At 73.9% G+C, this 23,368-nt stretch carries 25 protein-coding genes; 21 read left to right on the top strand and 4 right to left on the bottom strand.

What is annotated here, in order from left to right; genetic code table 11:
- Nucleotides 1-17: 17 nt before the first annotated feature.
- From B5Y66_RS03130 to B5Y66_RS03095, 9 genes are all read left to right on the top strand, one after another.
- Nucleotides 18-1,763 carry an L-aspartate oxidase gene (locus B5Y66_RS03130; RefSeq protein WP_079570808.1) on the top strand — a complete coding sequence of 582 codons (1,746 nt, stop codon included), beginning with the start codon at nucleotides 18-20 and terminating at the stop codon, nucleotides 1,761-1,763.
- 105 nt (nucleotides 1,764-1,868) lie between these two features.
- On the top strand, nucleotides 1,869-2,807 hold the full coding sequence (nadC, locus tag B5Y66_RS03125) for a carboxylating nicotinate-nucleotide diphosphorylase (protein ID WP_079571747.1): 939 nt from the start codon (nucleotides 1,869-1,871) through the stop codon (nucleotides 2,805-2,807).
- Nucleotides 2,808-2,850: 43 nt separating this feature from the next.
- Complete coding sequence (gene lysS / locus B5Y66_RS03120) at nucleotides 2,851-4,386, top strand: lysine--tRNA ligase (RefSeq protein WP_079570806.1); 1,536 nt, start codon at nucleotides 2,851-2,853, stop codon at nucleotides 4,384-4,386.
- Nucleotides 4,387-4,400: 14 nt separating this feature from the next.
- Nucleotides 4,401-4,577 carry a hypothetical protein gene (locus tag B5Y66_RS22445; protein WP_176168760.1) on the top strand — a complete coding sequence of 59 codons (177 nt, stop codon included), beginning with the start codon at nucleotides 4,401-4,403 and terminating at the stop codon, nucleotides 4,575-4,577.
- Nucleotides 4,578-4,681: 104 nt separating this feature from the next.
- Complete coding sequence (locus tag B5Y66_RS03115; RefSeq protein ID WP_079570803.1) at nucleotides 4,682-5,017, top strand: histone-like nucleoid-structuring protein Lsr2; 336 nt, start codon at nucleotides 4,682-4,684, stop codon at nucleotides 5,015-5,017.
- A gap of 120 nt (nucleotides 5,018-5,137) precedes the next feature.
- On the top strand, nucleotides 5,138-6,238 hold the full coding sequence (locus tag B5Y66_RS03110; protein ID WP_079570800.1) for a lactonase family protein: 1,101 nt from the start codon (nucleotides 5,138-5,140) through the stop codon (nucleotides 6,236-6,238).
- Nucleotides 6,238-7,590, top strand: coding sequence for a D-inositol-3-phosphate glycosyltransferase (mshA, locus tag B5Y66_RS03105; protein WP_079570797.1), 1,353 nt, complete (start codon nucleotides 6,238-6,240; stop codon nucleotides 7,588-7,590). The genes B5Y66_RS03110 and mshA overlap by 1 nt, the downstream gene beginning before the upstream one ends.
- Before the next feature lie 88 nt (nucleotides 7,591-7,678).
- A complete protein-coding gene (locus B5Y66_RS03100) occupies nucleotides 7,679-8,119 on the top strand; it encodes a nitroreductase family deazaflavin-dependent oxidoreductase (protein WP_079570794.1) in 441 nt (146 codons plus the stop codon).
- 93 nt (nucleotides 8,120-8,212) lie between these two features.
- The gene (locus tag B5Y66_RS03095) at nucleotides 8,213-8,953 is read left to right on the top strand and encodes a phosphoglyceromutase (RefSeq protein ID WP_079570791.1); all 741 of its coding nucleotides are present in this window, start codon (nucleotides 8,213-8,215) and stop codon (nucleotides 8,951-8,953) included.
- A gap of 71 nt (nucleotides 8,954-9,024) precedes the next feature.
- Here B5Y66_RS03095 and B5Y66_RS03090 read toward each other — a convergent pair whose 3' ends face one another.
- Complete coding sequence (locus B5Y66_RS03090) at nucleotides 9,025-9,969, bottom strand: NAD-dependent epimerase/dehydratase family protein (protein WP_079570788.1); 945 nt, start codon at nucleotides 9,967-9,969, stop codon at nucleotides 9,025-9,027.
- Nucleotides 9,970-10,043: 74 nt separating this feature from the next.
- Here B5Y66_RS03090 and B5Y66_RS03085 point away from each other — a divergent pair, with 74 nt between their 5' ends.
- The gene (locus B5Y66_RS03085; protein WP_079571745.1) at nucleotides 10,044-11,231 is read left to right on the top strand and encodes a DUF4037 domain-containing protein; all 1,188 of its coding nucleotides are present in this window, start codon (nucleotides 10,044-10,046) and stop codon (nucleotides 11,229-11,231) included.
- Here the strand turns inward: B5Y66_RS03085 and phoU are convergent.
- Nucleotides 11,132-11,797 (bottom strand): phosphate signaling complex protein PhoU, encoded by a 666-nt coding sequence (gene phoU, locus B5Y66_RS03080; RefSeq protein WP_079570785.1) that lies wholly within the window; start codon nucleotides 11,795-11,797, stop codon nucleotides 11,132-11,134. The genes B5Y66_RS03085 and phoU overlap by 100 nt on opposite strands.
- Before the next feature lie 171 nt (nucleotides 11,798-11,968).
- On the opposite strand from phoU, the gene B5Y66_RS03075 reads away from it, so the two are divergent.
- The 6 genes from B5Y66_RS03075 (at nucleotide 11,969) to pstB (ending at nucleotide 18,076) form a co-directional block, all read left to right on the top strand.
- On the top strand, nucleotides 11,969-13,222 hold the full coding sequence (locus tag B5Y66_RS03075) for a sensor histidine kinase (RefSeq protein ID WP_079570783.1): 1,254 nt from the start codon (nucleotides 11,969-11,971) through the stop codon (nucleotides 13,220-13,222).
- Nucleotides 13,219-13,935: a response regulator transcription factor gene (locus B5Y66_RS03070; RefSeq protein ID WP_079570780.1), complete on the top strand. Its 717-nt coding sequence runs from the start codon at nucleotides 13,219-13,221 to the stop codon at nucleotides 13,933-13,935. Before B5Y66_RS03075 ends, B5Y66_RS03070 begins: the two co-directional genes overlap by 4 nt.
- A 138-nt stretch (nucleotides 13,936-14,073) precedes the next feature.
- Complete coding sequence (locus B5Y66_RS03065) at nucleotides 14,074-15,183, top strand: phosphate ABC transporter substrate-binding protein PstS (RefSeq protein WP_245806889.1); 1,110 nt, start codon at nucleotides 14,074-14,076, stop codon at nucleotides 15,181-15,183.
- A gap of 117 nt (nucleotides 15,184-15,300) precedes the next feature.
- A complete protein-coding gene (gene pstC / locus B5Y66_RS03060) occupies nucleotides 15,301-16,293 on the top strand; it encodes a phosphate ABC transporter permease subunit PstC (protein ID WP_079570774.1) in 993 nt (330 codons plus the stop codon).
- Nucleotides 16,293-17,252 carry a phosphate ABC transporter permease PstA gene (pstA, locus tag B5Y66_RS03055; protein WP_079570771.1) on the top strand — a complete coding sequence of 320 codons (960 nt, stop codon included), beginning with the start codon at nucleotides 16,293-16,295 and terminating at the stop codon, nucleotides 17,250-17,252. Before pstC ends, pstA begins: the two co-directional genes overlap by 1 nt.
- Before the next feature lie 44 nt (nucleotides 17,253-17,296).
- The gene (pstB, locus tag B5Y66_RS03050; RefSeq protein ID WP_079570768.1) at nucleotides 17,297-18,076 is read left to right on the top strand and encodes a phosphate ABC transporter ATP-binding protein PstB; all 780 of its coding nucleotides are present in this window, start codon (nucleotides 17,297-17,299) and stop codon (nucleotides 18,074-18,076) included.
- A 72-nt stretch (nucleotides 18,077-18,148) separates the two neighbouring features.
- Here pstB and B5Y66_RS03045 read toward each other — a convergent pair whose 3' ends face one another.
- Complete coding sequence (locus B5Y66_RS03045; protein WP_079570765.1) at nucleotides 18,149-18,640, bottom strand: hypothetical protein; 492 nt, start codon at nucleotides 18,638-18,640, stop codon at nucleotides 18,149-18,151.
- 273 nt (nucleotides 18,641-18,913) lie between these two features.
- Between B5Y66_RS03045 and B5Y66_RS03040 the strand changes: the two genes are divergently transcribed.
- The 3 genes from B5Y66_RS03040 to ispF all read left to right on the top strand — a co-directional run bounded on the left by B5Y66_RS03040 (nucleotide 18,914) and on the right by ispF (nucleotide 20,710).
- On the top strand, nucleotides 18,914-19,396 hold the full coding sequence (locus tag B5Y66_RS03040) for a CarD family transcriptional regulator (RefSeq protein ID WP_079570762.1): 483 nt from the start codon (nucleotides 18,914-18,916) through the stop codon (nucleotides 19,394-19,396).
- A 79-nt stretch (nucleotides 19,397-19,475) separates the two neighbouring features.
- Nucleotides 19,476-20,219: a 2-C-methyl-D-erythritol 4-phosphate cytidylyltransferase gene (gene ispD, locus B5Y66_RS03035; protein WP_079570759.1), complete on the top strand. Its 744-nt coding sequence runs from the start codon at nucleotides 19,476-19,478 to the stop codon at nucleotides 20,217-20,219.
- On the top strand, nucleotides 20,216-20,710 hold the full coding sequence (gene ispF / locus B5Y66_RS03030) for a 2-C-methyl-D-erythritol 2,4-cyclodiphosphate synthase (protein ID WP_079570756.1): 495 nt from the start codon (nucleotides 20,216-20,218) through the stop codon (nucleotides 20,708-20,710). The genes ispD and ispF overlap by 4 nt, the downstream gene beginning before the upstream one ends.
- Nucleotides 20,711-20,764: 54 nt before the next feature.
- On the opposite strand, the gene B5Y66_RS03025 is transcribed toward ispF, so the two are convergent.
- Complete coding sequence (locus B5Y66_RS03025) at nucleotides 20,765-21,430, bottom strand: D-alanyl-D-alanine carboxypeptidase family protein (protein WP_079570753.1); 666 nt, start codon at nucleotides 21,428-21,430, stop codon at nucleotides 20,765-20,767.
- Nucleotides 21,431-21,516: 86 nt separating this feature from the next.
- Between B5Y66_RS03025 and B5Y66_RS03020 the strand changes: the two genes are divergently transcribed.
- Together B5Y66_RS03020 and B5Y66_RS03015 are read left to right on the top strand one after the other, a co-directional pair.
- Nucleotides 21,517-22,227, top strand: a complete 711-nt coding sequence (locus B5Y66_RS03020) for a response regulator transcription factor (RefSeq protein WP_079570749.1) — start codon at nucleotides 21,517-21,519, stop codon at nucleotides 22,225-22,227.
- Entirely contained in the window at nucleotides 22,220-23,317 is a 1,098-nt protein-coding gene (locus B5Y66_RS03015) for a sensor histidine kinase (RefSeq protein WP_079570746.1), read from the top strand. The genes B5Y66_RS03020 and B5Y66_RS03015 overlap by 8 nt, the downstream gene beginning before the upstream one ends.
- Nucleotides 23,318-23,368: the final 51 nt, after the last annotated feature.

The raw sequence follows: 23,368 nt of genomic DNA, 5'->3' as shown, positions 1-23,368 counted from the left end.
AACAGCGTGCTCGCCCCGTGAACGGGCCGCGGCTCGCCCGCGCCCTCGCCGCCCCCGCTCCCGGCTGGACCACGGCCGCCGACGCGATCGTCGTCGGCACCGGCATCGCCGGGCTGACCGCCGCGCTGGAGCTGCGCACGCGCGTGCCGCGGGTGCTGCTGGTCACCAAGGGCGCGCTGTCGTCGGGCTCCACGGTGTGGGCGCAGGGCGGCATCGCCGCGGCCCTGCACCCCGACGACACCCCGGACGCCCACCTCACGGACACGCTCGCGGCCGGCGGCGGGCTGAGCGACCCGGAGGCCGTGCGGGTGCTGGTCACCGAGGGCCCCGACCGGGTGCGCGAGCTCGTGGCCCGCGGCACGTCGTTCGACGTCGGCCCGGACGGCGACATCGCGCTCACCCGCGAGGGCGGGCACCGCGCGGACCGGATCGCGCACGCCGGCGGTGACGCGACCGGGGCCGAGATCTCCCGCGCCCTCGTCGCACAGATCGAGGCCGTGCGCCACGACCCGGGCATCGAGGTGCTCGAGAACGCGCTGGTGCTCGACGTCCTCACGGGCGCCCCCGACCGCCGGTCGCCCGTCGACGTGCTCGGGGACACCGAGCGGGGCCCGGGCCGCCCCGTCGCCGGGGTCACCCTGCACGTGCGCGGCGCAGGCAGCCGCGACGGCGTCGGGGCCGCGCTGGCGCCGGTCGTGGTGCTCGCGACGGGCGGCATCGGTCAGGTCTTCCGCTCGTCGACCAACCCGCCGGGCGCGACGGGGGACGGCATCGCCGCCGCGCTGCGCGCCGGCGCTGCCGTGGGCGACCTGGAGTTCGTCCAGTTCCACCCGACCGTGCTGTGGCAGGGCATGGGGGCCAAGGGGCAGCTGCCGCTCATCAGCGAGGCCGTGCGCGGCGAGGGCGCGCTGCTGCTCGACGTCAGCGGCCACCGCTTCATGCCGGCCGAGCACGAGCTGGCCGAGCTGGCACCGCGCGACGTCGTCGCGCACGCCATCGTGCGGCGGATGGCCGCGACGAACGCCGACCACGTGCTGTTGGATGCCCGCAACCTCGGTGCCCGCCACCGGGGAGTGGATTATCTGCGCCGCCGGTTCCCGAGCATCACCGCCCGCCTCGTGGCGCAGGGCATCGACTGGACCGAGGAGCCGGTGCCGGTGGCGCCCGCCCAGCACTACCACTCGGGCGGCGTCGTGACCGACGCCCGCGGCCGCACCTCGGTGCCCGGGCTGTACGCCGTCGGGGAGGTGGCGTGCACGGGCGTGCACGGCGCCAACCGGCTGGCGTCCAACTCGTTGCTGGAGGGCCTCGTCTTCGCGCACCGTGCGGCCCGCGACGTCGCGCGGCAGGTCACCGGCTCCGGACCCCGCCGCGCCCCGGAGCCGGAGGACCGCCCCGGCGGGGCGGCGCTCGTCCCGGCCGCCGCCCGTTCGCGCGTGCAGCGGGCGACCTCCGAGGGCGCGGGCCCCGTGCGCTCCGCCGCGTCCCTCGAGCGCGCCGCGGCGGTGCTGGCCGGCGTCCGGACCGACGCCCACCGCGCGCCCGACGTCGTCGCCGACCCGCAGGTCGCCGAGTGGGAGACGACCACCGTGCACCAGGTCGCGAGCACGCTCGTGCACGCCGCCCTGCTGCGCGAGGAGTCCCGCGGCGGCCACTTCCGCACCGACTTCCCCGTGCCGGACCCGGTCTGGCGCCGCCGCGTCACCCTGGCGCTCGACGACGACGGCGCCCTCCGCGAGGCAGCCCTCGTCCCCGCGAGGTAGTTCGCGCTCTGCCGAGGTAGTGCGGATCTCGGCGGGACGGTGCGGCGGCAGGGCCCCGCGGCGCGGGCGGTAGCGTTACGCAGCGTGACCGCCACGCACCGCGACCTGCCCCAGGACCTTCCCGTCCACGACCAGCCGTCCGCCGTCGAGCCAGGGCTGGACGCCGCGTGGGTCGCCCGCACCGTCGAGACCGCGCTGGACGAGGACCTCGGCACCGCCCCGGGTCGCGACGTCACGACGCAGGCCACGGTGCCGACGACGGCGACCGGGACGGCGGACCTCGTCGCCCGGTCGGCGGGCACCGTCGCGGGGCTCGTCGTGGTGGCGGAGACGCTGCGCCAGGTCGCGGGCCGTCTCGGGCTCCCGGCGCCGGTGGTGACGTTCCACGCGCAGGACGGCGACGCCGTCGCCCCCGGACAGGTGCTGGCGGCGCTCGCGGGCCCGGTGCAGGTGCTGCTCGTCGCGGAGCGGACGCTGCTCAACCTCGCGTCCCGGGCGTCCGGCGTCGCGACGGCGACGGCGGCCTGGTCGCGCGAGCTCGCGGGCACGGGCGCGCAGGTGCTCGACACCCGCAAGACGACGCCGGGCCTGCGGGCCCTGGAGAAGTACGCGGTGCGCGCCGGCGGCGGGACCAACAAGCGCATGGGCCTGCACGACGTGGCGATGGTCAAGGACAACCACGTCGTGGCCGCCGGCTCCGTGCGCGGTGCGATCGACGCCGTCCGGCGCACGTTCCCCGACGTCCTGGTGCAGGTCGAGGCCGACACCACGGACCAGGCGTCGGAGGCGCTCGACGCGGGCGCGGACTTCCTGCTGCTCGACAACATGCCCACGCCCGTCCTGGCCGCGACCGTCGCCGCGGTCCGCGCGCGGCAGGGCCGCGACGGCGCGCCCGTGCACGTCGAGCTCGAGGCCACCGGCAACCTCACCCTCGACCGTGCCCGCGAGGTCGCGGCTACCGGCGTCGACTACCTGTCCGTCGGGGCCCTCACGCACTCGGCGCCGATCCTCGACCTCGCGCTCGACCTCCGCCCGGGGTCATAGCACCCGGGGCGGGTGTGGCGTGCGTCGCCCGTAGAATCGACGGGTGACCTCCCCGCAGAACCCCGCCTCCGCCGTGCCCGCCGTCGACCCCGCGGCCACGGACGACCTCCCGGAGCAGATGCGCGTGCGCCGGGAGAAGCGCGACCGGCTGCTGGAGCAGGGCGTGGAGCCCTACCCCGTGGGCCTGCCGGTCACGCACTCGATCGCCGAGGTCCGCGCGGGCTACGAGCACCTCGAGGCGGGCCAGGAGACGGACGACGTCGTCGGCCTGGCCGGCCGCGTCGTCTTCCTGCGCAACACCGGCAAGCTGTGCTTCGTCACGCTGCAGGACGGCGAGGGTCGGCGCCTGCAGGCGATGCTCAGCCTCAAGGAGGTCGGTGAGGAGTCGCTCGCGTCGTTCAAGACCGACGTCGACCTGGGCGACCACCTGTTCGTGCACGGCCGGGTCGGCTCGTCGCGCCGCGGCGAGCTGAGCGTCTTCGCCGACGGGTGGCAGCTGGCGGCGAAGGCGCTGCGCCCGCTGCCGGTGCTGCACAAGGACCTGTCGGAGGAGGCCCGCGTCCGGCAGCGGTACGTCGACCTCATCGCGCGCCCCGCGGCCCGCGAGATGGTCCGTACCCGGGCGGGCGTCGTGCGCTCGCTGCGCGACAACTTCCACGGCCGGGGTTTTCTCGAGATCGAGACCCCGATGCTGCAGACGATCGCGTCCGGCGCCTCGGCGCGCCCGTTCATGACGCACATGAATGCCTACGACATCGACCTGTTCCTGCGCATCGCCCCGGAGCTCTTCCTCAAGCGGGCCGTCGTGGGCGGCGTCGAGAAGGTCTTCGAGATCAATCGCAACTTCCGTAACGAGGGCGCGGACTCCACGCACTCGCCGGAGTTCGCGATGCTCGAGGCCTATGAGGCATACGGCGACTACAACACGATCGGCGCCCTCACCCAGGATCTCGTGCAGACTGCCGCGCGGGAAGTCCTCGGCACCACGGTGGTCACCCTTCCTGACGGCGAGGAGTACGACCTCGGCGGCGAATGGGCGCAGATCACGATGTATGGGTCGCTCTCCGAGGCGGTCGGCGAGGAGATCACTCCCGAGACCACCGTGGAACACCTCCTCGAGCTCGCCGAGAAGGCGGAGATCTCGGTGGACCCGAAGAAGATGAACCACGGCAAGCTGGTCGAGGAGCTGTGGGAGCACCACGTGGGTGACGACCTGTACGCGCCGACGTTCGTGCGCGACTTCCCGGTCGAGACGTCGCCGCTGGTGCGGGCCCACCGCACGGTCCCCGGCCAGGTGGAGAAGTGGGACCTGTACGTGCGCGGCTTCGAGCTGGCCACGGGCTACTCCGAGCTGGTCGACCCGGTCGTGCAGCGTCAGCGGTTCGAGGCGCAGGCCCTGCTGGCCGCCGCGGGTGACGACGAGGCCATGCGCCTCGACGAGGACTTCCTCACCGCGATGGAGCACGCCATGCCGCCGTCGGGCGGCATGGGCATGGGCCTGGACCGGCTCCTCATGGCGCTCACGGGGCACGGTATCCGCGAGACCATCCTTTTCCCGCTCGTCAAGCCGACGGCCTGAACGAAAGACACCCCATGGACACCTTTCTCGCGATCATGAGCGGGCTCGCCCCGTCCGTCGGAGTGGGGCTGCTCTTCTGGCTCGCGATGCGCAAGATCCTGCACGCGGACCGGAACGAGCGGCTCGCGCTCGAGAAGATGGACGCGGAAGAGGCGGCTGCTGCTGCCGCCGCCGAATCAGATTCCCGCTGAGTTTATTCTCCTGATTCGGAATCGCGCAGGAAGTAGATTGACAATCCGGTGCGGACGAAGGCATTCTCGGCGATGACCTAGTTTTCGTGACGGAAGGCATTCACGTGGTTCAGAAGCAGCAGATCGTCCTGATCGACGACATCGACGGGAGTGACGCTGACGAGACCGTCACGTTCGCGCTCGACGGCGTGTCGTACGAGATCGACCTCACGTCCAAGCACGCGGCCGAGCTCCGGGACGCGTTCGCCACGTGGATCGGCCACGGTCGCAAGACCACGACGCGGCTCGGCGGCGGCACACGCACCGCCGCCCGCCGCACCGGCACCGACCGGGCGCAGCTCGCCAAGGTCCGCGAGTGGGCCCGCGAGAACGGCCACAAGGTGAGCGACCGCGGCCGCATCCCCAGCTCTGTCCTCGCCGCCTTCGAGGCCGCGCACTGACCGTCGCGCCGGACGCCGGTCGGGTCGGTCGAGATCCCGCACCGCAGGTCGAGCCTGTCGAGACCCCGCACGGGGTCTCGACAGGCTCGACCGGCGTCTGGGCGGTCCTAGGCTGAGGCCATGACGGAACGCGACGCTCTGACGCAGCTCTGGGTCGGCACCTACCCGAAGCGGGGCGGTGCCGCGGGCAGCGGGGAGAGCATCTGGCGGGTCGCGCTGACGCCGGACGGGGCCGTCGCCTCGGCCGTCCCGGCCGTGGCCGCGACGTCGCCCTCGTTCCTCGCGCTGCACCCGACGGGGCGGACGCTCTACGCGGTCGCGGAGACGCCCGCGGGGACGCTCTCGGCGTTCCGCGTCGAGGCCGCCGACGACGGCTCCGACGACGGCGTGCGGCTCGCGCCGTCGGGCGCAGTGGCGTCCGGTGGCGACGAACCGTGCCACGTGCTGTCCCGCGGGGACGCGGTGTGGGTCGCGAACTACGGTGACGGCGTCGCCGCCTCCGTCGACGTCGACCCGGCGACGGGCGACCTGGCCGCCGAAGGGGTCGTCGCGCACCCCGGCGTGGGCACCGGCCCCGTCGTCGAGCGGCAGGCCGGACCGCACGCGCACTTCGTGGCGGACTCCGGCGACGACGTGCTGGTGTGCGACCTCGGCGCGGACGTCGTGCGGCGCTACCCCGCCGCGGGTGCCGAGCCGGGGACCGCGGCCGAGATCGCCGCCGTCCTGCCGCCGGGCACGGGGCCGCGACACCTGGTCATGCTGCCGGACGGGTCGCTCGTCGTGGTCGGCGAGCTCGACGCCCGCGTGCACCTGCTGGTGCGCGACGGCGACGGGTGGTCGCCGGCCGCCGCGGTGCCGGTCTCCCCGGTGGCCGAGGCCGGCCGCGACTACCCCGCGCACGTGACGCTGAGCGCCGACGGCGCGCGCCTGCACGTCGGCCTGCGGGGCGCGGACGTGCTCGCCGTGCTGCGGGTGGTCCCGGCCGAGAGCGGGGCGCCCGTCCTCGAGCACCTCGCGGACGTCCCGCTGGGCGACGGGGCGTGGCCGCGCCATCACGCGGTCCTGTCGTCCGACGGTGCCGACGGGGCGGAGACGGTCGTCGTGGCGCTCCAGGACCGCAGCGAGCTCGCGACCGTGCGCCTCGACCCCGCGACGGGCGCGGGCGAGGTGGTCGCGCGTCACGCGCTGCCGACGCCCCCCGCCTGCGTGCTGGAGTCCTGATGGGCACACCCGGGGACGACGGCGCGCAGCCCGGGCCGCGGGTGGCGATGCTGTCGGTGCACACGTCGCCCCTCGACCAGCCCGGCACCGGCGACGCGGGCGGCATGAACGTCTACGTGCTCGAGCTGGCCCGCGCGCTCGCCCGGCGTGGGGCGGAGATCGAGATCTTCACGCGCGCGACGGCGTCGGCGCAGCCGCGGTGCGTCGACGTCGAGCCCGGCATCCGGGTGGTGCACGTGGCCGCCGGCCCGTTCGAGGGGCTGGACAAGAACGACCTGCCGGGGCAGCTCTGCGCCTTCACCGCGGGAGTGCTGCGCGCCGAGGCGCACCGCCCGCCGCACTGGTACGACGTCGTGCACAGCCACTACTGGCTGTCGGGGCAGGTGGGATGGCTCGCCGCCGAGCGCTGGGACGTCCCCCTGGTGCACACGATGCACACGATGGCGCGCGTGAAGAACGCGGCGCTGGCGCCCGGGGACACGCCGGAGCCCGTGGGCCGGGTCGTGGGGGAGGAGCAGGTCGTGGAGGCCGCCGACGGCCTCGTCGCCTCCACCCGCGAGGAGGCGCAGGACCTCCGGCGCGAGTACCGCGCCGACCCGGACCGGGTGCACGTCGTCGCGCCCGGGGTCGACCTCGACGTCTTCCGCCCGCTCGAGCCCGCCGCCGGGCAGGACGCCGACGAGGCGCGCCGGGTGTTGCGCGAGCGGCTCGGCCTGCCGACGGACCGGAAGATCGTGCTGTTCGCCGGCCGCGTCCAGCTGCTCAAGGGCCCCGACGTGCTGGTCCGCGCCCTCGGGGTGCTGGCCGACCACGCCAGCACCGACGACGCCACCGAGGCGGAGGCGTGGTGCGACGGCGGCGGGTCGCGCGTGCCGACGCTGGTCGTGCTGGGCGGCGCCAGCGGCCGGGCGACGGCGGTGCGCGAGCTCGAGGCGCTCGCGCACCAGGTGGGCGTCACCGACCACCTCGACGTGCGCCCGCCGGTGCCGCGCGAGGAGCTGGTCGACTACCTGCGCGCGGCGGACGTCGTCGCGGTGCCGTCGCACAACGAGTCGTTCGGCCTCGTCGCCGCCGAGGCGCAGGCGGCCGGCACCCCGGTGGTCGCCGCCGCGGTGGGTGGGCTGCAGACGGTCGTCGTGGACGGCGTCTCCGGCGTCCTCGTGCCCGACCACAGCCCTTGGACCTGGGCGCGCGAGCTCGGCGACCTCCTCGCCGACGACGAGCGCCGCGCCCGCCTCGCCGCCGGGGCCCGCCGTGCCAGCGAACGCTTCAGCTGGGACCGTGCCGCCGCCGCGATGCTCGACGTCTACGCCCAGGCGGCGAAGGTGCACCGCGCCCGTTCGCCGAGATAGTCCGGACCCCGCCGAGGTAGTTCGGGTCGCGCCGAGGTAGTTCGGCCCATCCGGGAATGGATCGCGCGAGCGAGGGATTCCACCAGACATGCCGATCACCGGAGAGTACGCACCCAGTCCGTCCGCCCGCGCCGCGACCCAGGTCGAGCAGTACGAGGGCTCGGGCGGCACGAAGGGCACGACCATGCGGGGCATGCCCGTGGTCATCCTCACGACCGTCGGCGCCAAGTCCGGCAAGCTCCGCAAGGCGCCGCTGATGCGCGTGGAGCACGAGGGCACGTATGCCGTCGTCGCGTCGCTGGGCGGCGCCCCGAAGCACCCGGTCTGGTACTTCAACGTCGTCGCGAACCCGCGGGTCGAGCTGCAGGACGGGCCGGCGAAGCACGAGTACGTCGCGCGCGAGGTCACCGGGGACGAGAAGACCCTGTGGTGGGAGCGGTCCGTCGCCGCGTACCCCGACTACGCCGACTACCAGACGAAGACCGACCGCGAGATCCCCGTCTTCGTGCTGGAGCGCGCCGGCTCCTGACGCCCGCACGGGTCCCGGGCCGGGCCGGACGGTATCGGTCCGGGATCCGGCCCGCGGTGCAGCGGGCGCAGGGGAGAAGGCAGGATGGACCCCATGACCTACACCCTCGTGCTGCTCCGCCACGGCGAGAGCGAGTGGAACGCGAAGAACCTCTTCACCGGCTGGGTGGACGTGCCCCTGTCGGAGAAGGGCACCGCGGAGGCGACGCGCGGCGGCGAGCTGCTCAAGGAGTCGGGCGTCACCCCCGACGTCGTGCACACGTCCCTGCTGCGCCGCGCCATCAACACGGCGAACCTGGCGCTCGACGCCGCCGACCGGCACTGGATCCCGGTGAAGCGCAACTGGCGCCTCAACGAGCGCCACTACGGCGACCTGCAGGGCAAGGACAAGAAGCAGGTGCGCGACCAGTACGGCGAGGAGCAGTTCATGCTCTGGCGCCGCTCCTACGACGTACCGCCGCCCGAGATCGCGCTGGGCTCGGAGTTCTCGCAGGACGCCGACGTGCGCTACGCCGGTGAGCCCATCCCGCGTGCGGAGGCCCTCAAGCAGGTGCTCGACCGCGCCCTGCCGTACTGGGACGGCGAGATCGTGCCGGACCTCAGGGCGGGCAAGACCGTCCTCGTGGCCGCGCACGGCAACTCGCTGCGCGCCATCGTCAAGCACCTCGACGGCGTCGACGACCAGACCATCGCCGGGCTCAACATCCCCACAGGCATCCCGCTGGTCTACGAGCTCGACGAGGAGACGCTGAAGCCCACGAACCCGGGCGGCACCTACCTCGACCCGGAGGCCGCGAAGGACGCCATCGCGGCGGTCGCCAACCAGGGCAAGTAACGCCCGGGACGCTCGCGACGACGACGGCGCCGCACCCACCCCGGGTGCGGCGCCGTCGTCGTCCGTGCGGGTCAGCCCAGGCCGGTCCGGAACCCCTCGCGCCAGCTGGCGAACCGAGGTTCCCAGGCGAGCTCGCGCCGCGCCTTGGCGTTGGACGACGCGCGCACGGCCGTCATCATGGCGACGCCGAGCTGGCCGAGCATCGGCCGCGCCAGCCAGGCCGGCAGGCGCATCGGTCGCCGCCCGCCGAGCTGCTCGGCCAGGTAGGGCAGCCACTCGGAGACCGGCGCGGGGTCGTCGTCGACGATGTTGTAGACGCCGGGCACGCCGCGGTCCACCGCCGCGGCGGCCGCCGTCGCGGCGTCGTCGACGTGCATGAAGGACCACATGCCGGTGCCGCCGCCGACGACGGGGAACCGTCCGCGGCGGATCAGGTCGGCCACCGCCCCCGTCCGGGACAGGGCCTGGCCGGGGCCGTAGAAGGCCCCGTACCGCAGGACGAAGCCCTCGATGCCGGGAGTCCCGGTGACCGCTCGCTCGACGTGCTCGATGGCGCGGAGCGACCGGACGGCCTCCTTGCCGGGGTCGTCGGTGAGCGGGTCGTCCTCCGTCTTCACCCGGGCGCCGCGCCGCTCGTTGGGCCACCCGGTGTAGCTCTGCGCCACGAACCGGCGCGTCCCCGCCGCGAGGGCCGCCCCGAGCAGCGCGTCGGTGCCCTCGGTCCGCAGCCGGTTCGTGACGGCGAAGTCCTCGTCGAAGCGGCGGAAGTCGCCGGTGATCGACGACAGGGCGGTGAGCTGGTGGACGACGACGTCCGGCGCGGCCGCCGCCACGACGTCGCGCACCGAGGCCGGGACCAGACCGTCCATGACGGCGCCCTCCGCCCCGGCGGCGCGCACGGGACCGAGACGCGCCTCGCTCCGTGCGGTGCCGGTCACGTCGTGCCCCGCCGACACCAGCAGCGGCACCAGGCGGCTGCCGACGGCTCCCGTGGCTCCGGCGACGAGGACCCTCATGGTGTTCCCCTCTCCTCACCCCGATCGACGGTACAGCGGGGCGTGGTGTGACGCCGGGCTGGCAGCATGGCGGCGTGACCACGGGTATCGGCCTCGCGCGGGCCTACTACGACGACGTCGTCCGGCCGCTGCTGGAGGCATGGCGACCGGGCCTGCCCCACGCCGCGGCCCGCCTCGGCAGCGGGTCCGACGTCCTGGGGCTCGACGACGAGACGTCGCGCGACCACGACTGGGGGCTGCGGCTCACGCTGCTCGTCGACGAGCCCGACGTCGCGACGGTCGACGCGCAGCTGGAAGCCACGCTGCCGGCCGAGCACCGGGGCCTGCCCACCCGGTTCGCGACGACGTGGGAGCCGGTGGTGCGCCACCGGGTGGAGGTCGCGACCCCGCGGGGGTTCGCGCGCTCGCGCCTGGGCCTCGACCCCGTGACGGACCTCGACGCCGCGGGCTGGCTGTCGCTCACCGGGCAGAGCGTGCTGGAGGTGACCGCCGGCGCGGTCTTCCACGACGGCCCGGGGGAGCTCACGGCGATCCGGGAGACGCTGCGCTGGTACCCGCACGACCTGTGGCTGCACGTGCTCGCCGCGGAGTGGGCGCGCGTCGGTCAGGAGCTGCCGTTCGTCGGGCGCACCGGCGTGCGGGGCGACGACGCGGGGTCGCGGGTCCTGACGGCCCGGCTGGCCGGCTCCCTGCTGCGGCTCGGGCTGCTGCTGGAGCGGCGCTGGCCGCCCTACCCCAAGTGGCTCGGGACGGCGTTCGCCGGCACACCCTCGGCGGCGGCCGCGGGACCGCACCTGGACCGGGCGCTCGCTGCCGGGACCTGGCAGGAGCGGGACGCCGCGCTGGGCGACGCGTGCGACGCGCTGCACGAGCGGCAGCGCGACGTCGGGCTGCCCGCCCTCGACGGGCCGGCCACGGAGCCGTTCTTCGGCCGCCCGTCGCGCGGCCTGCGCGGGCTCCCCGAGGTGCTGCGGGACGCCGCCGGTGACGCCGTGCGCGGCCTGCCCGCCGCCGTCGAGCAGTGGGTGGACGCGGTCGACGTCCTGATGGACGGGCGACGTCGCGTCGCGCTCACGCGCGCCGCCGTCGGTGAAGCGCCGTCGGTCGAGCCCGTCGAGACCCCGGAGGTGGTCTCGACGGGCTCGACCGACGAAGCGCCGGGTCAGGCCTCGGCGCGCGCGTGCTCGTCGTCGAAGTTGCCCGTGACGAGGAAGGTGATGCGGCGCGCGACGGAGACGCCGTGGTCGCCGAACCGCTCGTAGTACCGGCCCAGCAGGGTGACGTCGACGGTCTCCTGCGTGGTGCCGGGCCACTCCGGGTCGAGCGTCGCGGCGAACGTGTCCTGGTGCAGGGCGTCGAGGAGGTCGTCGTCCTGCTGCACCTCGGCGGCGAGCGCGACGTCGCGCGTGGCGAGCAGCGCCGTCGTGCGCTGGGCGACGTGCACCGCCGCGCCGTGCATCTTGACGAAGGTCTCGCGCGCGGGCACCGGCACGGCCTGGGCGGGGTAGCGCCCACGGGCGATCTCGGCGACGTGCCGGGCGAGGTCGCCCATGCGCTCGAGCGAGGCGCTGATGCGCAGCGCCGAGATGACGACCCGCAGGTCGGTGGCCACGGGCTGCTGCTGCGCGAGCAGGTACACGCAGCGCTCGTCGAGCTCGCTCTCGAGCCGGTCGATCGCGTGGTCGGAGGCGATGACCTCCTGCGCCAGCTGGTGGTCGGCCTCGAGCAGGGCGTCGCCCGCGCGCCGGATGGCGGACTCGACGAGCCGGCTCATCTCGATGAGGTCGTCACCGACCTGGCGCAGCTCGGCCTCGAAGATCTCTCGCATCGCTGTCCTCTTCCGGTGTTGGGGTCTGTCGTCAGCCTGCCACGCCCCGTGGACGCGCCGGGGGCGCCCAGGTGAACTCCGGGCGGGTCGAAGGTGAACAGTGGGCGACGGCTCGCTGAGCAGTTCCGCTCCGCGACGGATTCCCGGGGCGCCGCGACCTAGGCTGCTGCTGTGGACGGAATCTTCCAGGGCGTGACCGCGGTGGTCGCGGGCATCTTCGGCGTCGTGGTGGGCGTGGTCGCGACCCTCGCCTTCCGCTTCTCCGAGCGTGTGCAGCGCCGGTCGCCCGAGGCAGCCCCCGCCGAGCTGGACGAGGGGCTCGTCCGCGTGCTCGCGGTGCTGCGGTCGGCCGCGGTCGTCCTGGACGAGGAGGACGACGTCGTACGGGCGTCGCCTCCGGCCTACGCGCTGGGGGTGGTGCGCAACGACGCCCTGCAGCACCCGGCGATCATCGACCTGGTGCGCGAGGTGCGTCGTGACGGCGTGATCCGGGAGAAGGAGCTGGAGCTGCCGCGTGGCCCGATCGGCTCGGGCACGGTGCTGCTGCAGGTCCGGGTGGCGCCCGTCGGCCCCGACAAGCTGCTCGTTCTCGCCGAGGACCGCACCGAGGCCCGCCGCGTGGAGGCGATCCGCCGCGACTTCGTCGTCAACGTCTCGCACGAGCTGAAGACGCCGGTCGGGGCGCTCGCCCTGCTGGCGGAGACGGTGCAGGACGCCGCGGACGACCCGGTCGCCGTGCGCCGCTTCGCCGAGCGGATGCAGGCGGAGGCGCAGCGCCTGTCGGCCCTGGTGCACGAGATCATCGAGCTGTCGCGCCTGCAGGTGGCGGGCGCCCTGCAGGAGGTCACGACCATCCCGGTGCGCGACGTCGTCTCGGAGGCGGTCGACCGCGCCCGCACCACCGCGCAGGCGAAGAACATCGCCGTCACGGTGGGCGGCACGGCCGACGTGCTCGTGTTCGGCGACCACAACCTGCTCGTCACCGCGGTGCGCAACCTGCTCGACAACGCGGTCGCCTACTCGCCCGAGAACACCCGCGTCGGGGTGGGGGTGCGCGTCCGGCGCGGCCTGGTCGAGATCGACGTCGTCGACCAGGGCGTGGGCATCGCCGTCGACGAGCAGGACCGCGTCTTCGAGCGCTTCTACCGCGTGGACCCGGCGCGGTCGCGCGACACCGGCGGCACCGGGCTGGGCCTGAGCATCGTCAAGCACGTCGCGGCCGACCACGGCGGCGACGTGCAGATCTGGTCGGAGCCCGGCAAGGGGTCCACGTTCACCCTGCGCATCCCCGCGGCCGACGTGCCGCAGGAGCTCCCGCAGGAGGACCCGCAGCCGCCGAGCACGACCCAGCAGTCCCCTGACCAGCACCACGAGCACACACCCGAGCACACCCATGGCACGACGGACGAGGAGGTAGGTGCGTGACGCGCATCCTGGTGGTCGAGGACGAGGAGTCCTATCGGGACCCCCTGACATATCAGCTCACCCGCGAGGGGTTCGAGGTCGTGGAGGCCTCGAACGGGGTCGACGCGCTGGCCGCCTATGACGACGGCGGCGCGGACCTGGTGCTGCTCGACCTCATGTTGCCCGGCCTGTCCGGCACGGAGGTGTGCCGTGAGCTGCGGCAGCGCGGTGACGTGCCCGTCATCATGCTCACGGCCAAGGACTCGGAGATCGACAAGGTGGTGGGCCTCGAGCTGGGCGCCGACGACTATGTCACGAAGCCGTACTCCTTCCGCGAGCTGCTGGCGCGCATGCGCGCGGTGATGCGCCGGCGCGGCCCGGCAGCGCCCGAGGCGGCCTCGAACGGGCACGACGACGACGGCGAGCCGGTGCTCCAGGTCGGCCCCGTGCGCATGGACGTCGAGCGGCACACCGTGACCGTGGGCGGCGACGCGGTGTCGCTGCCGCTCAAGGAGTTCGACCTGCTGGAGCTGTTGCTGCGCAACGCCGGCCGGGTGCTCACCCGCGGGCAGCTCATCGACCGGGTGTGGGGCGCGGACTACGTGGGTGACACGAAGACGCTCGACGTTCACGTGAAGCGGATCCGCTCCAAGATCGAGACCGACCCGGGCTCGCCGGAGCTCCTGCTGACCGTCCGCGGCCTCGGCTACAAGCTCGCCGACGAACCCGCCTGACCTGTCTCGGCAGGGACCCGCACTGTTCACCCCTCGTTCACCTGCTCCTGGGGCCCGGGCCACCTTGCGTGCCTAGCGTTCCCGACGAACGCCGGTACTTCGCCGGCGCCACCCCGTGTGAACAGGATGGAACGAGACGTGAAGCTCAGCCGATTCACCCGTGCTGGATCCGCCGTGGCGGTCGGCGCGCTGGCCCTGACCCTCGCCGCATGCGGCTCGGACCCGGCCGCGCCGGGCGCGGAGTCGACCGGTGGTTCGCAGGAGGGTGGCTCGACCCTCTCGGGCGAGCTCAGCGGTGGCGGCGCCTCCTCGCAGGAGTCCGCCCAGGAGGCGTGGCGCGCCGGCTTCCAGACGGCCAACCCCGACGTCACCGTCAACTACGACCCCGTCGGCTCCGGCGGCGGCCGCACCGGCTTCACCGACGGCTCGTACGCCTTCGCCGGCTCCGACGCCGCCCTGGACGAGGACGAGATGACGGCGGCCGAGGCCCAGTGCGGCACGGGCGGCGTCATCGAGTTCCCGGGCTACGTGAGCCCGATCGCCGTGGCCTTCAATCTCGAGGGCGTCGACGCGCTGAACCTCAAGCCGGAGGTCATCGCAGGCATCTTCTCGGGCGAGATCACCACCTGGAACGACGACGCGATCGCGGCTGACAACCCGGACGCCGAGCTGCCGGACGCCCCGATCACTGTCGTGCACCGCTCCGACGACTCGGGCACCACCGAGAACTTCCAGGCCTACCTGCACGAGGCCGCCCCCGACGCGTGGGACCACGAGCCCGAGGGCGTGTGGCCGATCGAGGGCCAGGAGTCGGCACAGGGCACCTCCGGCGTGGTCTCCGCCGCGCAGTCCGGCGAGGGCACCATCACCTATGCCGACGCCTCCCAGATCTCCGACCTGGGCACGGTGGCCGTCGGCGTGGGCGACGAGTTCGTGCCGTTCAGCGCCGAGGCGGCCGCCGAGGTCGTCGCGCAGTCGCCGCGGGCCGAGGGCACCGCGGACGGCGTCTACTCGATCGAGCTGAAGCGCGACGTCGCCGGCACCTACCCCGTGGTCCTGGTCTCCTACCTCCTGGCCTGCGGCACCTACGCGGACCAGGCGCAGGCGGACCTGGTCAAGGGCTACATGTCCTACCTCGTGAGCGAGGACGGCCAGCAGGTGGCCGCCGACGCCGCGGGCTCCGCCCCGCTGTCGGCCGACATCCGCGACGCGGTCCTGCCGTCGATCGAGGCGATCACGGCCGGCTGACCCCGCCCGCAGGCCGAGCCTGTCGAGACCCGCTGGTCGAGCCTGTCGGAACCGCATCGCCGGGTTCCGACAGGCTCGGCCGGCGGAGCAACCACAGCAGTCAGACGAGGAGCACGAGTGACCACCACCGTCAGCCCGCCCCCCGAGCGGGCGCCGGGTCGACCACGCCGACGCCGGAGGACCACCGACCGCGGCCTCAACCGGGCCTTCCGCTGGGTCGCCGTCGGCGCCGGCGTCCTGATCCTGGCGGTGCTGGCCGCTGTCGCGGTGTTCCTGCTGCAGCAGGCGTGGCCCGCCCTGACCGCCGGGTCGGACGAGCTGGCGGCGTCGGTGCCGCGCTACCCCGACGACACGTCGCTGCTCGAGTACGTCGGACCGCTGGTGTTCGGCACGCTGCTCGCGGCGGCGCTCGCCCTGGCGCTCGCGACGCCGGTCGCGATGGGGATCGCGCTGTTCATCTCGCACTACGCGCCGCGGCGGCTGGCCCAGGTGCTCGGCTACCTGGTGGACCTGCTGGCGGCCGTCCCGTCGGTCATCTACGGCCTGTGGGGCATCTTCGTGCTCGGCCCCGCCGCCCTGCCCGTGTGGGAGTGGCTGGGCTCGTGGCTCGGCTGGTTCCCGCTCTTCGCCGGGCCCGTCTCGCCGACGTCCCGCGTGCTCGCGACCGTCGCGGTGGTCCTCGCCGTGATGATCCTGCCGATCATCACCGCCGTCGCCCGCGAGGTCTTCCTGCAGACGCCGAAGCTCCACGAGGAGGCCGCGCTCGCGCTGGGCGCCACCCGGTGGGAGATGGTCCGCACCGCCGTCCTGCCGTTCGGCCGGTCCGGCGTGATCTCGGCCGCGATGCTGGGCCTGGGCCGTGCGCTCGGCGAGACGATGGCCGTGCTCATGATCCTGTCGCCCGGGTTCCTGTACTCGTTCAAGATCCTCGACAGCGCCCAGCAGCAGACCATCGCCGCGTACATCGCCCTCGACTTCCCGGAGGCGAGCGGCCTCGCGGTGAACACGCTGATCGCCACCGGCCTCGTGCTGTTCGTCATCACGCTGGCCGTCAACATGGGTGCGCGCGCGATCGTGGCGCGCCGCAAGGAATTCTCGGGGGCCAACTGATGAGCACCACCACCGTCCCGGACCCCGCCGACGCCACCGCCCGCACGCGGGCCGCGCTCACCGGGGCCGACGGCGCCCGGCGCCGCAAGGACCGCACGATGACCGTCCTGATCTGGGGCGCGTTCGTCGTGGCGATGGCGCCGCTCGTCTCGCTCGTCTGGACGGTGCTGAGCAACGGCGCCGGCCGCATCAGCATGGACTTCCTGACCCTGTCGATGCGCAACATCTTCGGCGGCGACCCGAGCGGAGGCATCTACCACGCCATCGCGGGCACGCTGATCATCACGGCCCTGGCCACGGTGATCTCGGTGCCCGTGGGCCTGCTCGCCGCGATCTACCTCGTCGAGTACGGCAAGGGCGCGCTCGCCCGTGCGGTGACGTTCTTCGTCGACGTCATGACGGGCATCCCCTCGATCGTGGCCGGCCTGTTCGCGGTCTCGCTGTTCACCCTGATCCTCGGGCCGGGCGTGCGGATGGGCATCATCGGCGCCGTCGCGCTCTCGGTGCTGATGATCCCCGTGGTGGTCCGCTCCTGCGAGGAGATGCTCAAGCTGGTGCCGCACGAGCTGCGGGAGGCGTCGTACGCGCTGGGCGTGCCCAAGTGGCTGACGATCGTCAAGGTCGTGCTCCGCACGTCGGTCGCCGGCCTGACGACGGGCATCCTGCTCGCCGTGGCCCGCGTCATCGGCGAGACGGCGCCGCTGCTCGTGACCGTCGGCGTCACGGACTCGATCAACTTCGACCCGTTCGAGGGCCGGATGATGACGCTCCCGGTCTTCGCCTACCGTCAGTACAGCCAGGGTCTGGCGACCTGCCCGGGCGGCGAGTCCGCCTCCTGCGTGGCGGACATCGCGATCCAGAACGCGTGGGGCGCGGCGCTCGTGCTGATCGTCCTGGTGCTCGCCCTCAACCTCATCGGCCGGCTGGTGAACCGCTGGTTCTCCCCGAAGCTGCGCTGACGCGTAGCCGCCGCCCGCCGCAGCCCACCAGAAAGAGACAGACGATGGCACAGCGCATCGACGTGAAGGACCTGAACATCTACTACGGCGACTTCCTCGCCGTGCAGGACGTGTCGATGACGATCGACCCGAAGTCGGTGACGGCGTTCATCGGCCCGTCCGGGTGCGGCAAGTCGACCTTCCTGCGCACGCTCAACCGGATGCACGAGGTGATCCCGGGCGCCCGCGTCGAGGGCACCGTGGAGATGGAGGGGGTGGACTTGTACGGGGACGACATCGACCCGGTGGCGGTGCGCCGCAACGTGGGCATGGTGTTCCAGCGCCCCAACCCGTTCCCCACCATGTCCATCCGGGACAACGTGCTCGCGGGCGTGAAGCTCAACAACCACCGCATCAGCAGGTCGGACGCCGACGAGCTGGTCGAGAGCTCGCTGCGCGGGGCCAATCTGTGGAACGAGGTCAAGGACCGTCTGGAGCGCCCGGGCTCGAGCCTCTCGGGCGGGCAGCAGCAGCGCCTGTGCATCGCCCGCGCCATCGCGGTGCGCCCGCAGGTGCTCCTCATGGACGAGCCGTGCTCCGCGCTCGACCCGATCTCGACCCTCGCGATCGAGGACCTCATCGGGGAGCTGAAGCAGGACTACACGATTGTCATCGTGACCCACAACATGCAGCAGGCGGCGCGCGTCAGCGACCGGACGGCGTTCTTCAACATCGCGGGGACGGGCAAGCCGGGCCGGCTCATCGAGATGAACGAGACGTCGACGATCTTCTCGACGCCCGCCGAGCAGGCCACCGAGGACTACGTGTCCGGCCGCTTCGGGTGACGACCCGCTGACGCCGGGGACGACGAAGGGGCGGGCCGCAGCATCACGCTGCGGCCCGCCCCTTCGCGCGTCTCAGAGGGCCGAGGTGTTCGGCACGAAGGCCGCGTACTCGGGGAGCGAGCCGTCCATGACGGGCAGGAAGAAGTCCTCGTCGACGCCCGCGCCGGAGAGGGTGGCGTCGAGGTCGCCGCCCGGGTGGGTGGCGACCGAGCCGAACTGCGCGTCCACGACCTGGTCGCCCTCCTGGTCGGCGCTCAGGTAGACGGTCCCGCCGGCGGGCACGGTGAGCGAGATCGGCTCGGCGCCCTCGGCGGCGAGCACGAAGTCGACGTCCTCGGACGAGCCGTTCGCGAGGGCGCCGAGCACGGCGCCGGGCTCGCCCTCGCCCTCGCTGACGACCATGAGGTTGATCCCGCGCACCTGGTCGGTGAGGTTGACGCGCACACCGTCCGACGGGGCGTACGGCTTGGTGGTGATCGTGGGGGAGCAGGCGGCCAGCAGCAGGGCGCCCGCCATGACGCTGGCAGCGGCGACGGTTCGTGCGGGGCGGGCGGAGCGGAACACGTGCTCTCCTTCGAAGGCGGCGGCTCGCGGGCGCGGGTGGCGCGCGGGCGCGGGGCATCAGGGTCTCTCGTGCCGAGGGCGCGGGAGGGACGGGCCTGCAGAGGGCCCGCAGACATCCTAACGAGGCCTCGTGAGTGCTGCGTCCCTGAGTACGCTCCCAGGCCTCTGACCTGCGGAAACATCGGTCCAGGAGGAGCGGTGAAGGGCGTCGCGAACCCGGAGTGTCGGCCGTCACGTGATAAGATCGTCGACTGGGAAAGGGGACATCTGCAGATGACGTTCACAGTAGGCGAGACGGTTGTCTACCCGCATCACGGCGCCGCGCTGATCGAGGAGATCAAGACGCGGAAGATCCGTGGCGAGGAGAAGATGTACCTCAAGCTCAAGGTTGCCCAGGGCGACTTGACGATCGAGGTCCCGGCGGAGAACGTCGACCTCGTCGGCGTGCGCGACGTGGTCGACCAGCAGGGGCTGGACCGCGTCTTCGAGGTGCTGCGCGCGCCCTACACCGAGGAACCGACCAACTGGTCGCGCCGGTACAAGGCGAACCTCGAGAAGCTCGCGTCCGGCGACGTGATCAAGGTCGGCGAGGTCGTGCGCGACCTGTCGCGCCGCGACGCCGACCGCGGCCTCTCGGCCGGCGAGAAGCGCATGCTCGCGAAGGCTCGCCAGATCCTCGAGTCCGAGGTCGCGCTCGCCGAGGGCGTCGACGAGGAGAAGGCCGGCGCCATCATCGACGAGGTCCTCGCCTCCTGAGGCATCTCACCAGCGCTGCACGACGGCGACCCCCGGCTCCGGCCGAGGGTCGCCGTCGTCGTTCCGGTACCGTGACGCCGTGACGACGCTCGCGATCCTGACCGCCGCGGGGTCCGGCACCCGGCTCGGTCGGGACCTGCCCAAGGCCCTGGTCGAACTGGCCGGTTTCCCCCTCGTGCTCCACGCCGCCCGCCGCCTCGCCTCCTCGGGCGTCGTCGACGCGCTGGTCGTCACGTGCCCTGCCGGCCTCGACACGGCGGTGCGCGACGTCGTCGCGCAGGACCCGCACGTGGACGTGCCGGTGCGCGTCGTCGAAGGCGGTGCCACGCGGCAGGCGTCCGTCGCCACCGGCCTCGCGCTCGCCGGCCCCGACGACGACGTGGTCCTGGTGCACGACGCCGCCCGCCCGCTCGCCCCGCCGCTCCTCGTGCGCCGCGTCGCCGCCGCCGTGCGCGCCGGGCATCGCGCCGTCGTGCCCGGGCTGCCGGTGACGGACACCGTGAAGCAGGTCGCGCCGCCCTCGCCCGCCGGTGCGGGCGCTGCGGGCGGGCCCGACGTCGAGCGCGTCGTCGAGACCCCGGACCGGGCGCTGCTGCGGGCCGTCCAGACCCCGCAGGGCTTCGACCGCGCCCTCCTGGAGCGTGCGCACGCCCAGGGCGCGGTCCGCGCGTCGGCCGAGGGGCTGGCGGCGACGGACGACGCCGGGCTGGTCGAGGCTCTCGGCGAGGCCGTGCACGTCGTCGCGGGCGAAGAGGCGGCGATGAAGATCACCACCGAACGGGACCTGCTCGTGGCCCGCCTGCTGCTCGAGGAGGAGTCGTGACCCCGCTGCCCCGCACCGGCCTCGGTGTCGACGTGCACGCCTACGCCGCCGAGGGCTCGGACCGCGAGCTCTGGCTGGGCGGCCTGCGCTGGCCGGGAGAGCGGCCGCTCGCCGGTCACTCGGATGCCGACGTCGCGGCGCACGCCGCCGCCGACGCGCTCTTCTCCGCAGCAGGGATCGGGGACCTCGGCACGCACTTCGGCACCAGCGACCCCGTGTGGGCCGGTGCCGCCGGCGCGACGCTGCTGGCCGAGGCCGCCCGGCGTGTGCGCGCCGCGGGCTTCGAGATCGGGAACGTCGCCGTGCAGGTGATCGGGAACCGACCCAAGGTCGGGCCGCGACGGGCGGAGGCCGAGGCGGCGCTCACCGCGGCGGCCGGGGCCCCGGTGTCCCTCTCCGCGACGACGACGGACGGGCTGGGGCTGACGGGGCGGGGCGAGGGCGTCGCCGCGATCGCCACGGCGCTCGTGGCGCCGGTCGCCGCCGGTTGAGCCTGCCGGGACCAGGACAATCGGTCTCGGCAGGTCCCAGGCCCCGCGCGCCGCTCACTGCTGCAGCCGCGGGTCCTGCGACGGGTCGACGTAGGGCTCCGGGCAACCGCGGCCGGCCGCGTCCGCGCGCAGCTCGTAGTGCCACGGCTCGTTGCGGTAGACCTGGCACAGCCCGTACGCGGCACCGTGCTCCGCCAGCCACTGGCTGGCGCCCGTCTGCGCCAGGTCGACGGCGTCCCCCGAGACGTGCGACGACGTGTCCGCGGTGGCGACCCAGCGCGCGGCCTCCGCCGCGGAGCCGTACTGGGCGACCGCCTCGCGCAGCAGCTGCTCCTGGTACCCCGGCGATCGCCAGCCGCTGTTCACGAAGAACGTGACCCCGTCGCGCTCGGCGTCCGTCGCGGCCGCCTGCAGCGCGGCGAGCAGCGCGGGGTCGAGGTTCGCGACGGCGGGGAGCTCGTCGGCGAAGACTGTGGTGCCGTCCGGCACGTGGCCGTCGGCCTCCCCGTCCTGTCCGTCGCCCTCGCGCCCGGGCCGGGTGACGGGGGACGCGTCCGGACCGGTGGACGAGGTGGACGGCCCGGTCGACGAGGTGGCCGGCGGGGCGGGCGACGACCTCAGGCAGGCCGCGAGGCCGAGCACGGCGACGACGGCCAGGAGGGCGAGGACGGCGGGCCGGGTCCGGCGGGCCGCCCGGGGAGCGGGTCGGTGGTGGGACATGTGCCCAGTCGACGAGGCGCGGCGTTGCCGGGGCGTATGCGCTCTTCGATACGCGGGCGATAGGTGCCGCTCCGTAGCATCGAGGCATGCGCGTGCTGATCGTCGAGGACGAGCCGTACCTGGCGGAGGCCGTCCGGGACGGGTTGCGCCTCGAGGCGATCGCGGCGGACGTCGCGGGGGATGGCGAGACGGCGATGGACCTGCTGGGCGTGAACTCCTACGACATCGCCGTGCTCGACCGCGACGTCCCCGGGCGGTCGGGTGACGAGATCGCCGCGAGCATCGTGGCCTCCGGCAGCGGCATGCCGATCCTCATGCTCACGGCCGCCGACCGGCTCGACGACAAGGCGTCCGGGTTCGAGCTCGGTGCCGACGACTACCTCACGAAGCCCTTCGCCCTCCGGGAGCTGGTGCTACGGCTGCGGGCCCTCGACCGCCGGCGCGCGCACAGCCGGCCGCCGGTGCGGGAGGTCGCGGGCCTGCGGGTGGACCCGTTCCGCCGCGAGGTCTACCGGGACGGCCGGTACGTGGCGCTGACGCGCAAGCAGTTCGCCGTCCTGGAGGTGCTGGTGGCGGCCGAGGGTGGTGTCGTCAGCGCCGAGGAGCTGCTGGAGCGGGCGTGGGACGAGAACGCCGACCCGTTCACCAACGCCGTGCGCATCACCGTCTCCGCCCTGCGCAAGCGGCTCGGGGCACCGTGGGTGATCGCCACCGTGCCCGGCGTCGGCTACCGGATCGACACCGGACCGGAGGACGGCGGCGGGGCCGGGCGCGACGACGAGGGCCGGCGTGGCTAGGCGGCCCGGGCCGAGCGTCCGGCTGAAGCTCACGCTCAGCTACGCCGGGTTCCTCGTGGTCGCCGGCGTCCTGCTGCTCGCCGTCGTGTGGGTGTTCCTGCTGCGGTACGTACCCGAGTCCGTGGTCTTCGACGCCGTCCCGTCCCGACCCGGTCCCGGGCAGTTCGTCCCCAACCGGTCCGACCTCGAGCGCGCGTTCGCCCCGCGGGTGGCATGGGCGCTGGTCTTCCTCCTGGCGTTCGGGCTGGTGGGCGGGTGGTTCCTCGCCGGCCGGATGCTCGCCCCGCTGACCCGCATCACCGACGCCACCCGGCGCGCCGCCGACGGCTCCCTCTCGCACCGCATCCACCTGCCGGGGCGAAGCGACGAGTTCCGCGAGCTCGCCGACTCCTTCGACGCCATGCTCGGGCGGCTCGAGGCGCAGGTCGCGGAGCAGCGACGGTTCGCCGCGAACGCCTCCCACGAGCTGCGGACCCCGCTGGCCATCACGCAGACCCTGCTCGAGGTGGCGCGCCGGGACCCGGACCGCGACGTCGACGAGCTCCTGGCGCGCCTCGACGTCGTCAACGCGCGGGCGATCGGCCTCACCGAGGCGCTGCTGCTGCTCAGCCGCGCCGAGCGACGGGCCTTCGACCGGGAGCGGGTCGACCTGTCCCTCGTCGCGGAGGAGGCCACCGAGACGCTGCAGCCCCTGGCGGACAAGCACGGCGTCGTCGTGGGCACCTCGGGCGACGTCGCGCCCACCGCCGGGTCGCCCGCCCTCCTGCTGCAGCTGGTGACGAACCTCGTGCACAACGCGATCGTCCACAACCTCCCGGAGGGCGGCGGCGTGCAGGTCACCACCGTCGCCCGGCCGGGCGAGGTCGAGCTGGTCGTCGAGAACACCGGCGAGCGGGTCGCCGCGGAGCTCGCCGGCACGCTCACCGAGCCGTTCCAGCGCGGCGGCGGGCGCACCCACGGCGACCATGCCGGCGTCGGCCTCGGGCTGGCGATCGTCCGGAGCATCACCGAGGCGCACGACGGCGCGCTGGCCGTCGCGGCCCGCCCGGGCGGCGGGCTGCGGGTCGTCGTGCGGCTCCCCGCCGGCTGAACGCGGTCGGGTCCCGGCGAGGTCTCGCCAGGCTCGACCTGCGGTGCCGTC

The organism is Krasilnikoviella flava (assembly GCF_900167525.1).
GTDB lineage: Bacteria > Actinomycetota > Actinomycetes > Actinomycetales > Cellulomonadaceae > Isoptericola > Isoptericola flavus.
This window is presented reverse-complemented; position numbering and strand designations above follow the sequence as displayed.